The sequence below is a fragment of the Pseudochrobactrum sp. AO18b genome, assembly GCF_000409565.1.
GTDB classification, from domain to species: domain Bacteria; phylum Pseudomonadota; class Alphaproteobacteria; order Rhizobiales; family Rhizobiaceae; genus Pseudochrobactrum; species Pseudochrobactrum saccharolyticum.
Genome location: NZ_ANNO01000505.1, coordinates 1 through 12,055 on the forward strand (window position 1 = coordinate 1; position 12,055 = coordinate 12,055).

General features: G+C 51.9%; 11 protein-coding genes and 1 riboswitch. Of the genes, 5 read left to right on the forward strand and 6 right to left on the reverse strand.

The genetic code is table 11. The annotated features are described in order from the left end of the window. Positions 1–1,028: DHA2 family efflux MFS transporter permease subunit (locus A918_RS0118795; RefSeq protein WP_022712545.1), on the forward strand; the 1,028-nt coding region annotated here is incomplete at its 5' end. A 48-nt stretch (positions 1,029–1,076) separates the two neighbouring features. Here A918_RS0118795 and A918_RS0118800 read toward each other — a convergent pair. Next, positions 1,077–2,003, reverse strand: a complete 927-nt coding sequence (locus A918_RS0118800) for a DMT family transporter (protein WP_022712546.1) — start codon at positions 2,001–2,003, stop codon at positions 1,077–1,079. A gap of 106 nt (positions 2,004–2,109) precedes the next feature. Next, a riboswitch (FMN riboswitch) is annotated at positions 2,110–2,419 on the reverse strand. Positions 2,420–2,795: 376 nt separating this feature from the next. Here A918_RS0118800 and A918_RS0118810 point away from each other — a divergent pair. The 4 genes from A918_RS0118810 to A918_RS0118825 all read left to right on the forward strand — a co-directional run bounded on the left by A918_RS0118810 (position 2,796) and on the right by A918_RS0118825 (position 6,578). Then, the gene (locus A918_RS0118810) at positions 2,796–3,761 is read left to right on the forward strand and encodes an amino acid ABC transporter permease (RefSeq protein ID WP_022712547.1); all 966 of its coding nucleotides are present in this window, start codon (positions 2,796–2,798) and stop codon (positions 3,759–3,761) included. 108 nt (positions 3,762–3,869) lie between these two features. Further along, positions 3,870–4,697 (forward strand): transporter substrate-binding domain-containing protein, encoded by an 828-nt coding sequence (locus A918_RS0118815; RefSeq protein WP_022712548.1) that lies wholly within the window; start codon positions 3,870–3,872, stop codon positions 4,695–4,697. Between the two features lie 103 nt (positions 4,698–4,800). Continuing rightward, positions 4,801–6,117 (forward strand): FAD-binding oxidoreductase, encoded by a 1,317-nt coding sequence (locus A918_RS0118820; protein WP_022712549.1) that lies wholly within the window; start codon positions 4,801–4,803, stop codon positions 6,115–6,117. Between the two features lie 17 nt (positions 6,118–6,134). Then, positions 6,135–6,578: an Lrp/AsnC family transcriptional regulator gene (locus tag A918_RS0118825; protein WP_022712550.1), complete on the forward strand. Its 444-nt coding sequence runs from the start codon at positions 6,135–6,137 to the stop codon at positions 6,576–6,578. 36 nt (positions 6,579–6,614) lie between these two features. On the opposite strand, the gene A918_RS0118830 is transcribed toward A918_RS0118825, so the two are convergent. The 5 genes from A918_RS0118830 to A918_RS0118850 form a co-directional block, all read right to left on the reverse strand. After that, positions 6,615–6,950, reverse strand: a complete 336-nt coding sequence (locus A918_RS0118830; protein WP_022712551.1) for a zinc ribbon domain-containing protein — start codon at positions 6,948–6,950, stop codon at positions 6,615–6,617. A gap of 8 nt (positions 6,951–6,958) precedes the next feature. Next, complete coding sequence (fmdA, locus tag A918_RS0118835) at positions 6,959–8,194, reverse strand: formamidase (protein WP_022712552.1); 1,236 nt, start codon at positions 8,192–8,194, stop codon at positions 6,959–6,961. A gap of 280 nt (positions 8,195–8,474) precedes the next feature. After that, positions 8,475–10,220 carry a M14 family metallopeptidase gene (locus tag A918_RS0118840; protein ID WP_022712553.1) on the reverse strand — a complete coding sequence of 582 codons (1,746 nt, stop codon included), beginning with the start codon at positions 10,218–10,220 and terminating at the stop codon, positions 8,475–8,477. Beyond that, on the reverse strand, positions 10,217–11,074 hold the full coding sequence (locus A918_RS0118845; protein ID WP_022712554.1) for an ABC transporter permease: 858 nt from the start codon (positions 11,072–11,074) through the stop codon (positions 10,217–10,219). Before A918_RS0118845 ends, A918_RS0118840 begins: the two co-directional genes overlap by 4 nt. A gap of 3 nt (positions 11,075–11,077) precedes the next feature. Continuing rightward, complete coding sequence (locus tag A918_RS0118850) at positions 11,078–12,001, reverse strand: ABC transporter permease (RefSeq protein WP_022712555.1); 924 nt, start codon at positions 11,999–12,001, stop codon at positions 11,078–11,080. Positions 12,002–12,055 lie beyond the last annotated feature (54 nt).

Here is a 12,055-nt window from a genome sequence, read left to right on the forward strand (position 1 = left end):
TCGGCCCCGGCATTCTGGTGGCGATTGCCGCGTGGAATCTGATCGATTTTGATAAGGGCGATAAATCCCTGCTGGCCAAATTCGATTGGTGGGGTCTGGCCGGTATGGCGGCTTTTCTCGGCTCGCTGGAATATGTGCTGGAAGAAGGGCCGCGTAATGACTGGTTTCAGGACAGCCATATTGTGATTATGACTGTTGTGCTCGTGGCCGGTGCGCTGATGTTCTTTTACAGGGCATTCACGGCGGAAGAGCCTATTGTTGATCTCTCGGCCTTCAGGAATATGAATTTTGCTCTTGGTTCGAGTTTCTCTTTCATCATGGGGGTAGGACTTTACGGGCTGACCTATCTTTATCCGCTCTATCTCGGCAGCATCCGCGGTTATGATGCGCTGATGATCGGTGAGGCTCTGTTTGTCAGTGGTCTGGCGATGTTTATGACAGCGCCACTGGCAGGTTTTCTCTCAACGCGAATGGATCCGCGTCTGATGATGATGATCGGCTTTATCGGCTTTGCCGCCGGTACCTATCTGATGACGGGATTGACAGCGGACTGGGATTTTTACGAGCTTTTGCTACCGCAAATTCTGCGAGGCTGTTCAATGATGCTGTGTATGGTGCCGATCAACAATCTGGCGCTTGGTACATTGCATCCATCCCATATTAAAAACGCCTCCGGCCTGTTTAATCTGATGCGTAATCTGGGTGGTGCGATTGGTCTGGCGGTGATTAATACGATGCTGATGCGGCGCGGTGATCTGCATTATGCGCAATTGTCGGAGCATCTGAACTGGGGCAATCGCGAAGCACAGGAAATGCTGGCCAATCTGACTGCTAAATTTAATGCGGCGGGTATGGATGGTGCCAATATTGCATTGATGAAACTCTCCGGCATGGTGCGCCAGCAGGCAACGCTGATGTCTTTCATCGACGTGTTTATGATCCTGACCGTGCTGTTTGTCTCGCTGGCATTCTTTGCCACGATGATGAAAAAGCCCGGCGATGTGCCGAAAGACGCGGCAGGTCATTAAAGCGTATCAGTTCAAATAAAAACGGCGGGATTTCCCGCCGTTTTTTGATTATTCTGCTGCTTGTATTTTCGGGGATGACCGCCCGCTGTCCTGACGCATCAGATAGAGCGACGCGCCGACAATCAGCAGGGCACCCGGCCAGAAATTGATGCTTGGGGTGGCCGCAAAAACGATCCAGCCGAGAATAACATTCAGCGGCAGTTTCAGATCGTCAAAAGGCTGCAGATAGACAGCATCAGCCACGGAATAGGCGGCGATCTGGAAATATTGCGCCATGGCTGTCAGAACACCGATCGTTAGCAGGATTGACCAGATTTCCATGGATGGCGATGCGATCTCCGGAAAACCGACACCTGATGCAGCCCAGAGTGCCGCGTTAATCGGTGTGAGCAGGATCAGCATATACATGGAGATACTGGCTGTCGTTTCAAAACGGGTCAGATATTTGGTCATCACCGAATAGCCTGCCCAAAGCGCCGCCGCGAGAATTGGCAGCAGGGAATAGACTGTATAAGTGTCAGACCACGGAGCAATGATAATCAATGCGCCGATGAAACCTGCGAGAGTTGTGAGCAGGCGTGTCTGTGTTACAGCCTCGCGCAGGAACAACCTTGCACAGAGAATAACAAAGAACGGCGAGGTCATGGACAGAGCAATCACCTGCCAGATCGGCACATGGGTGAGGGCGAAAATCCATACCTGCACACCGGCGGCAGCCAGCGCCACGCGAATAATATGCAGCCCGAGATGATTGGTACGTAGTGCCCGCGCGCCTTCGCGGATCAGCAGCGGTAAGGTCAGTACAAGAGCGATGACATATTGCCAGAAGGCAATAATAACAGAAGGGATGCCGGTGCGTGTGCCCGCCCATTGGGTGGCGACATTGACGCCCGCATAAGCTGCTCCGGCTGCCAGCATGAGCGCTGCACCACGGACGGTTGGTTTTAATGTTTGAACAGAGGCAATTGGGCTCAACGTTTTTCTTCCTGTCTCGTAAGCCGTTACCCCAGGGATTGGGAAATGCTACGGGAAGAAAATTACACAATGGCGGAAAAAAACGCCGCGCATGATGCCATTTCAGCCCCGCTCTCTCTCATCCGGACTATGACCGTCGGCTTCGGAATTGCACCGAATCTGCTGACCTTAACCGACATATTTTGTCTCTGACGGCTTGCAAATGTCGTTTTTCTACGCTTTCCGGTGCTCATGTACTCAAAGTACACTCCGCTCCGGTTCTCGAAAAACACCATTTTCAGCACGCCATAACCAAAATCTGAGCCTGCAAGATGATGATATAGATCATGCCGACATCATTCGATTAAGCGCTCGCGGGCTTCAGACTTCCGCCTGTTACCGCCGGTGGGGAATTACACCCCGCCCTGAGAACGATTAAAATTATTATGAACAAAGCGCCGGACAGTTCCGGTTCTTGCTGCATGAGCCGAATTTATGGTGCGGGCAGGGATAAATCAAGTCGCATAACCGGCAACGCTGTGTCCTGAAAACACTGTTTAATATCTTGCGATATGTCCGGCGAGAAATAATGTGAAAATGACGGTCATTGATCCGTGTTTCAGTCTTTTATGACCTGCGAAATCACTTTTAAAAGACTTCATCATGCGCTTATGCAGTTAAATCTGCTGCTTTGAATCGCATTATGACTGTTATTTCAGTGATTTTGACTGCCTTTTGTGTCATTTCCGGCAAATGTTCGGGTGGAAGCCTGCGCTTTTTTGGCGGAGACATAGAGGCAGGGAGCAGAGCAGCATGTATTACGATAAAGTACAAAAAAATAAAATCACGCAAAAACCGTGGTTTTTGGGCGCATTCGCCCTTGTTACCTTCATTTTTATGGTCTGGAAGAACTGGCATCTGACAGGCGCAGCCGATGCTGCCGCTACGGGTTTGGCCGGATTATTGCAGACATCGGGCGGCATAATTGCGGTTGCAGCCGTCACTTCGCTGGTTCTGACGCTGATTATCAATCTTGTCGGTAAGTTGCCGATGCAGATACAGACGATCGTTGTCTGGCTGGCATTGCTCTCTGCTGCTCTGTATTTCTTCTACAGTTTTGATTTGTCTTACACTTTCATCTTGTCGAAGCTGCCATTCCTGATTACGCAGGGCGTATTCACGACCGTTTATATCTCGGCAATTTCCATTGCGATTGCTTTTGTACTGGCGATTGTCGGTGCGGTTGCCAAACTTTCACAGAACGGTTTTGCCGTTGCTATCGCCTCATTTTACACGTCATTTTTCCGCGGCGTGCCGCTGCTGATCCAGATCTATCTGATTTATCTGGGTATTCCGCAGCTTGGCTATGTCATTGATGCGGTCCCCGCCGGTGTGCTTGCTCTGTCGCTCTGCTACGGCGCTTATATGACCGAGATTTTTCGCGGCGGGATCATGTCCATTCCGCGTGGTCAGTGGGAAGCTGCCCGTGCCCTTGGTCTGCGTCCGTTCACCACTATGCGCAAAGTGATCATGCCGCAGGCGATGAAACTGATCATCCCGCCGACAGGAAACCAGTTCATTGCGATGCTGAAAGACTCATCACTAGTCTCGGTGATTGGTGTCTGGGAGCTGATGTTCCTTGCCCGTACGCAGGGTCGTGAAGAATTCCGCCATCTGGAAATGCTGATTACTGCTGCACTGCTGTACTGGATTTTGTCGATCATTCTCGAACGCTGTCAGGCCGTGCTGGAAAACCGCATGAAGCGTCAGGAACGCTGATGAATACGGACGGTCAGCCGTTCTGACCACAACTATCTATTGTTGTTCGCATAGCGTTTATTCCGGTGAGGTCATTTGATTAGCGCTATACTCTGGGGAGGAAACCACATGAAGAATGCAATTTTATCCGCTGCCGTTGCAGCACTGGCACTGACTGTCAGTCTGCCTGCTTTTGCCGGTGAAACGCTGGATCGCGTGACCAGTAAAAAAGAACTGGTTGTGGCAACTGCCGCGAACTGGCCACCGCAGTCTTTCATGAAAGACGACAAGCTGGTGGGTTTTGACATTGATGTTGCAACCGAAGTTGCCAAACGTCTGGGTGCGACTGCCCGTTTTGTGACACCGGAATGGGGCATTATTACTGCCGGTCACTGGAATGGCCGCTGGGATATTTCTGTAGGTTCCATGACCCCGACATCAGGCCGCGCCCGCGTGCTCGATTTCCCGATTGTTTATTATTACACGCCCTATGTTTTCACCGTGCATAAGGATTCCAAGGCTGAAAAGCGTGCAGATCTGAACGGCAAGACCATTGGTGTTGAAGGTGGCACAACCACCGAAGATTATATCAATGGCAGCCTGAAGATTGATGCCGTTGGTGTACCTGAATTCAAATATGACGTGAAGCCTGGTGATATTAAAACCTATGGCGACAGCGTAGGTCCGCTGGATGATCTGCGTCTTGGTGACGGCACCCGTCTTGATGCGACAGTCTCCGCTATGCCAACCGTGGAAAATGCGGTGAAGCGCGGTTATCCGATCCGCGCGCTGGCTGATGAGCCGGCATTCTACGAGCCGCTGGCTGTTGCCGTTGACAAGGGGGATCCTGAGTTCTCAGCTAAGGTTAAAGAGATCTTTGAACAGCTGAAAACAGACGGCACAATGTCTGATTTGTCCGTAAAGTGGTACGGCGTGGATTATACCAAGCTTAAATAATCAGTCTGTTTATGCATGCCGGTTTCTGGACTTCCCCCGTAGTCAGAAACCGGTATTGTCTTTTACAAACTGAAACGCATTTTCTGTAAGAAGCAGTATCATTATGAGTTCATATCCGGCTACCTATTACAGCGCCACCCGCGTTGCTTCATCTTCTGCCTATGAAAGCTTGCAGCAAAATTTGCAGGCCGATGTTTGTATTGTCGGCGGCGGACTTGCCGGTTTGACAACCGCATGGGAATTGCTGAAACGCAATAAATCCGTGATCGTGATTGAAGCGAATAAAGTGAGCTGGGGTGCGTCGGGGCGCAATGGCGGCTTCTGTCTGAACGGCTGGGCTGAAGGCTTGGGCGCGATTGAAAAACGCAGCGGCTTTGAGGATGCAAAAAAGCTGTTTGCCATGTCGGTTGAAGGCGTGGAAATTGTCCGTGAGAATATTGAGCAGAATAATCTGCCCGATTGCAATATTGTCAAAGGCAAGCTCAGCGTTGTGCGCTATGAGGCTGCGGACCAGATGCAGCGCTATCGTGATCGTATGGCGCAGCATTTCAATTATGAATATGAATATCTCGACACTGCTGCCGTTCGTCAGAAGCTGAATACGCCGATCTATAAACAGGCATTGCGTGACAGTACCGGCTTCCATTTTCATCCGCTGAATTATGCATTGGGTCTGGCTGATCTGATCCGCGCCAAAGGCGGCCGGATTTTTGAAGACAGTGCGATGCAGTCTTTCACGCGTACCCCACAGGCCGGTGCCACAGGACGTTATACGGTGAAAACCGCACACGGTTCTGTGCAATGCGATGATGTGGTTTTGTGTTGTGGTGGTTATGGCGGTTCCCAGTTCGGCAAGCTGCGCCGTTCATTCCTGCCGATCGCCACTTATGTTGTACTGACTGAAAAACTGGGCAGCCGCTTGCAGGATTTCATCCGCACCACTGATGCGGTCGGTGATGACCGTCGCTCATCCGATTATTATCGTGTGGTGGAAGGTGACCGCATTCTCTGGGGCGGGCGCATTACCACCAAGAATGAGCAGGACGAGACACGTCTCGCTGCAATTCTGCGCAAGGATATGTGCGATGTGTTTGCCGGACTGAAAGATGTGAAAATCGAAAAGGCATGGTCGGGTCTGATGGGCTATTCGCGTCATAAAATGCCTCACATTGCCAAAGTTGAAGACGGTGTGTGGGCATGCAGTTCTTTCGGCGGTCACGGTATGAACACGACCGCTATCGGCGGACGTGTTGTGGCTGAAGCTGTGAGTGGCGAAAGCGACCGTATCCGTCTGTTCAAACCTTATGGTCTGACTTGGAATGGCGGTATTTTCGGCCCGCTGGCCGCAGAAAGCGTCTACTATTATCTGCGCCTGATGGATTACTTTCAGGAAGGTCGCTATAAGGGCGCCCATCGTTAAGACACGGAATGACGACTATGCAAATGACCGATAAGGATAAGCAGTTACTGGCATTGATGCAGAAAAACGCCCGTGAATCTGTGGCGTCTCTGGCGCGCCAGCTTGGCGTATCCCGCACGGCTTTGCAGGAGCGTATCCAGCGGCTGGAAACCAACGGGATTATTGACGGTTATTCGGTGCGCCTCGGTTCGAATGTGAACCGCTCACCGATCCAGTGCTTTACCTTTGCGGCACTGAACAACAAGAATTTTCCTGATGTTATCAAACAGCTGAAAACACTGACAGCGGTACAGGCTGTACATTCGATTTCCGGTGACTGGGATCTGATTATTCACATCTGCACGGATACGCTGGAAAAGCTCAATGCCGAGATCAACAAGATCAATGAAATGATGGGTATTGTCCGCACAACATCGAATATTGTGATGGAAACCAAATTCAATCGCGGTGTTAATTTGTAAAAAAGGCGGGAAGACCCGCCTTTTTTATTTGCAGATTTAATGACTGATCATCCACGGACGGGCGGAAGGAAAACTCTTCGCGCCGTTTGCCGAGACTTTTGCCTTGGATTTTTTGGATTTTGATCCGCAGCAGCCGCAATTCGGCCCGTGTCCTAATGATTTTGAGCTGATCGGTTCATGAGAACTGCGTTCATTCACCGCCATTGCAGTGCGCTTATTTGCATTCATTGATGCAAGATTGGGCGCTGTCAGCATGACGCGTTTGGCAGACGTCTCACAGTCCGGACAGGCGCAGGGCTGATCATATTCCGACATCGGACGCAGAGCTGTGAATGGCCCGCATTCTTCGCAGGCATATTCATAAACCGGCATGTTTCACCTCAAAGATCATAGGCAATCGGCATATCAACGGAGCCGTCGAGGAACTTCTTCGGTCCTGCTGCCGACGGGCTGATATCGAAATCGAAGATTTCGGTTGGCAGCCACAGAGTTGCGCAGGAGTTCGGAATATCCACCACGCCGGAGAAATGTCCCTGCACCGGAGCAGAACCGAGGATCGAGTAGGCTTGCGCACCGGAATAGCCAAATTTCTTCATATATTCGATGGCATTGAGACAGGCCTGACGATAGGCGACATTGGCATCGAGATAATGCTGATGACCCTGTTCATCGACAGAAATACCCTGAAAGATCAGATAGTCTTTATAATTCGGCACCATCGGCGATGGTTTGAAGACCGGATTGCGAATGCCGTATTTTGCCATACCGTCTTTAATCAGATCGACTTTGATATGCAGCCAGCCGCCGGCCATTTCGATGGCACCGCAGAAGGTGATTTCGCCGTCGCCCTGACTGAAGTGGAGGTCACCCATGGAGAGACCAGCACCGTCAACATAGACAGGGAAATAGATTTTTGAACCGCGCGACAGGTCTTTAATATCGCAATTGCCGCCATGTTCGCGTGGCGGAACAGTACGTGCGCCTTCCGCTGCGATCTTGTCGAAGGTTTCACCCTTCTTGATCGAACCTAGATGGGCAGTGCGGGCATGGGGTGGATTGGCCAGTGGCGGAACGCGGTTTGGTTCCTGAGCGATCAGGCCAAGCTCGCGGGTGTTCCACATTTCCAGCATTTTACGGTCAGGCAGCGTACCGATCAGACCGGGATGGATCATACCGGCAAAACTGACACCCGGAACGTGGCGGGAGCGGGTGAACATGCCCTCATAATGCCAGATGGATTTCTGGGCGCTCGGGAAATGGTCGGTCAGGAAACCACCGCCATTGGTCTTGGAGAAAAAGCCGTTAAAGCCCCATTCATGACCCTTGAGTGTTCCGGCATCGAGAATGTCAACGACGAGAAGATCGCCGGGTTTGGCACCTTTGATACCGATAGGGCCAGAGAGAAAATGCACCGTCGTCAGATCAACATCGCGGATATCTTCTGCGGAATCATTGTTCTTGATAGCGCCGCCTGTCCAGTCGACAGTCTCGATAAGAAAGTCATCACCGGGATCAACCCAGACATTGATCGGAATATCCGGATGCCAGCGGTTATGCAGGTTCTCATTGTCATAAGCGGACTGTGAAAGATCAACGGAAATTAGAGTCTCAGGCATGGTCTCTCCTCTTTACACACACCATTTCCGGACTGTTTTGAGCCGGAACTGCGATTGTCTTGTGCATCTGATAAGGAAAGCAAAAGGCCGGATAATTATTTATATGTCTCTGGTTTTATTCAGATAGTGGTTTGATGGCCGATGCTGAAATATCAGAAGCAAGGAAAGCCTATTTTGTCAGCAGGGTGAAGTAAAGCGGGGTGCCATGAGGCATTTTTACCTGTTGGTATAATAAATTAAAAAAATTCCGCCGCTTTTGTTGAGGCGGCGGGATTTTTATTCATGCAATGTACCATTTGGCGGATAATTTTTGCAGTGCCTCATAGGCTGAGAGCACTGTTTCCATTTGCGCCGTATGGCCGCGAATGAAATCTTCGCCGTAAATGGTTTCGTCCGGATATTCAGTGATCAGCGTCAGCGGCACGGTATGACGGTCATCGACACCGATCAGGCAAGGGAAGCCGTTGATGATGCGGAAGCCGGTTTCGCCTGCGTGTTTTTCAAACAAGGCGATTTGCGCATTATTGTAATCCACCAGACCATCAATGGCCGAGAGATGACGGGTGACATGATCAACCAGCTCTTCGGACTGCTGTGCCCAGTCGGAGTGATGGCGGACGATGAGGAAAAAGCCTTTCGGCAATGTCCACATACCAAAACCGCGCGGAATGTAGCCGGAGAGCGGGCGTGTCCATTCATGAGACGGATAGCCGTGCAGATTCACGTGAAGCTTGGCACCGGTCAGCGCTTCAGCCTGTGTGCGGATGGCCTTTTCCCAGAGTTTCTCGCCGCTCCGATATTCCAGATCATCACCCATAGCGGTGTAACGCGCCGCATGGTGCATATGTTTCGGATTATCAGCACAGAGACGGCGGTGCAGCTCATAGCCGTCAGGATTTTCTTGCGGAGAAATGGTGAAATGCGCGCCCTTACGGGATTTCAGCTCATGGGCTGCACGCAAGGCGCCGACCACACCGGTGGTTTCATTGGCATGCTGACCGCCGCTGATAATCATCGGCTCATCCGTGCCTTTGATATAGCGGCCAAGAACGCTGCGGCCGGAACGGGATTTGGCCTCAAAAGCCTCACCACCAATAAGCTCCAGTTCTTGTGCGATCTGTGCTGCAAATAGCGGTGCCTGTGCGGTGGCAAGAGTCTGACTCTCACCGGTGCTGTCCTGCGTGGATAAAGCGCGGGCAGTGATGCGGATAGAAGGCGCTGCATCTGCGTAAGTGATTTCCGGCACAATCTGTCCCGGCTGCAAGCCACGGTCACCGAGCGGGCGGCCGGATTTTTTCTGAAACACTTCCAACAATGCAAAGTAGAAGTCTTCATGCAGCGCTTCTGTCAGGCTGATTGCTTCTTCCGCGTGAGTTAGCTTCTGATCTGTGATTGGTAGCGAGACAGCAATATTCAGCTCTTCAAAATAAGGCTCTGTATCGCCCCATGCATGATTGGCCGCAGCAGCAATACCGGCATGGAACAGCTGTTCAAAATCTGTCTCAAAGCGCTCGGATGTGGTTGTGCCTTGATGCGTGACTTTCAGCCAGCCGGTCGGCGACAATAAGGTTTCGCCAACCGCATCCTGATGTATGCGGTTTGGTGCGAAAACCGCGTGCTGCGTGGCAGTGCCGTTTTTATCTGTCAGGGTCACCTGATAGGTGAAATCCTGTTTGCCCGATGATTTGAAATCCACCTCTGCATCGCCGGTCAGTTTGCTCAGCGGATAGGTTTCCAGCAGAAAGCGATTGGCTGCACAAGCTTCATGGGCAGGATAGGCGATGCTGACCTGCTTGAGGTTGCTGCAATCCACATCTTCAAGAAAGAAATGCACCAGCGGCTTATAGGCACTATATAATTTGGCTGTAATGCCAAGTGCCTGCAGCTTTGCTTCTGTTGCCTTCCGGCTTTGCAGATCATCGAACAGCCATGCCTCAACCGTTGCGCCTTTCATCGACGCATCGGAAAAGCGGGAAACCAGCTTGTCGAGGCTGCGCTCAAAGCCTTTTTCAAAGATCATGCTCATCGTGATGTTCTCCCTGTCGGATCAAGGCTGTCACGCAGCCAGTCGCCCAGAAGATTAAGACCAAGCACTGTCAGCAAAATTGCTAACCCCGGGAAAACACTGACCCACCATGCGGTTTGCAAATAAGTACGGCCATCGGCCAACATACCGCCCCAGCTCGGAATGGTCGGATCAACACCAAGCCCCAAGAACGTCAGGCTGGATTCCAGCAGAATATTATTGGCAACATTCAGCGTCATCAGCACGATCACCGGACCAAGCAGGTTCGGCAGCAGATGCTGGAAAATAATGCGCCAGTCTTTGACACCGATTGCACGGGCGGAGAGGATGAATTCACGCTCACGCAGCGCCAGTACCGAACCGCGCACCAGACGGGCATATTGTACCCATTGGGAAACGATCAGCAGGATGATGGTGTTCATCAGGCCGCCGCCGACAATGGCGATAAAGGTAATGGCCAGCAGGATGAATGGCAATGCGAGCTGCACATCGGCAAAGCGCATCACCACCATATCCCAGAAGCCGCGATAGTAACCGGCAATCAGACCCATGATAACGCCGACAACCACGGCACCGGCAACTGAGACAAAGCCGACCAGCAGCGAGATTTTACCGCCGGTGACTACGCGTGCCAGCACATCGCGGCCAAGCGGGTCGGTGCCGAAAATATGGGACATATTGGTGAATGGCGGCGTAAGACGCGCCATCAGATCGATCTTGTCCGCACCGCCGGGAAACAACAGGCCGGAGAACAGCACGGCAAGACAGATAATAGCTGTCAGGCCGACGCCGAGAATGAATTCAAGGCTGAACAGGCGGGAGAACAGCAGGGAAGAGGAAGTTTTCGCGGCCATTTTCTACTCCGTCCGGATACGCGGATCGACAAGACCATAGGCAATATCGACCAGAAGATTGACACCGATAATCATGAGCGACAGCACGGTGATACTTGCCTGCAGAACCGGATAGTCACGACCGGAAACCGCATCGAAAGCCAGTGTGCCCATGCCGGGCCAGTTGAACACGCGTTCAACGACCACAATACCGCCGAGCAACCCGCCGAATTGCAGACCGAAATAGGTGATCAGCGGAATGGCGCAATTGCGCAGTGCATGTTTGTACAGCACTTTGTTTTCGCTCAGGCCCTTGGCGCGTGCCACCATAATATACTGGGACTGCAGGGTCTCTAACATGGAGGTGCGCACCAGACGCACATTGGTGGCGGTGAGGATAATCCCCATCGTTACCGCAGGCATGATGAAGCTGGAAAAGCCGCTCATACCGCTCGGCGGCAGCCATTGCAGACCAACGGCAAACAGCAGCACCAGCATGGTTGCGAGCCAGAAGTTCGGGAAGGACAGGCCGACAAGCGACAGGATACGGATCAGCTGATCTGCCCATTTGCCGCGCGATACCGCTGCTTTAATACCGAGCGGGATCGAGATAATGATCGATACGGCCATGGATGCAAAAGCCAGCAGCAAAGTGGCAGGCAGGGCATCCTTGATCAGCAGGGAAACCGGAGTGCCGCCAAGGAAGCTGCGTCCGAAATCCAGCGTGAACAGGCCTTTGATGAAATTCATATATTGCACGATGAAAGGCTGGTTCAGACCCAGACCTTCACGGATGCGCTCCAGATCGGCCTCGGTTACGCTGCCCGCACCTTGAGTGAGCATCAGCGCCGGATCACCGGTCATACGGATTGCGAAAGCGACGGTCAAAGTCACGACAATGACGACAAAGATCGCCTGTAAAATTCGTTTGATCAGAAACCCGGCCAAAATTCTTATCCTTTATAAGATCAAGGAAATACCGCGCCGGCTTAAATGACCGGC

What these genes read in the sequence shown, in the direction of transcription:
- A918_RS0118810 (WP_022712547.1), top strand. Translation starts at nt 2,796, where the DNA reads ATGTATTACGATAAAGTACAAAAAAATAAAATCACGCAAAAACCGTGG.
- A918_RS0118815 (WP_022712548.1), top strand. Translation starts at nt 3,870, where the DNA reads ATGAAGAATGCAATTTTATCCGCTGCCGTTGCAGCACTGGCACTGACT.
- A918_RS0118820 (WP_022712549.1), top strand. Translation starts at nt 4,801, where the DNA reads ATGAGTTCATATCCGGCTACCTATTACAGCGCCACCCGCGTTGCTTCA.
- A918_RS0118825 (WP_022712550.1), top strand. Translation starts at nt 6,135, where the DNA reads ATGCAAATGACCGATAAGGATAAGCAGTTACTGGCATTGATGCAGAAA.
- A918_RS0118830 (WP_022712551.1), bottom strand. Translation starts at nt 6,950, where the DNA reads ATGCCGGTTTATGAATATGCCTGCGAAGAATGCGGGCCATTCACAGCT.
- fmdA (WP_022712552.1), bottom strand. Translation starts at nt 8,194, where the DNA reads ATGCCTGAGACTCTAATTTCCGTTGATCTTTCACAGTCCGCTTATGAC.
- A918_RS0118840 (WP_022712553.1), bottom strand. Translation starts at nt 10,220, where the DNA reads ATGAGCATGATCTTTGAAAAAGGCTTTGAGCGCAGCCTCGACAAGCTG.
- A918_RS0118845 (WP_022712554.1), bottom strand. Translation starts at nt 11,074, where the DNA reads ATGGCCGCGAAAACTTCCTCTTCCCTGCTGTTCTCCCGCCTGTTCAGC.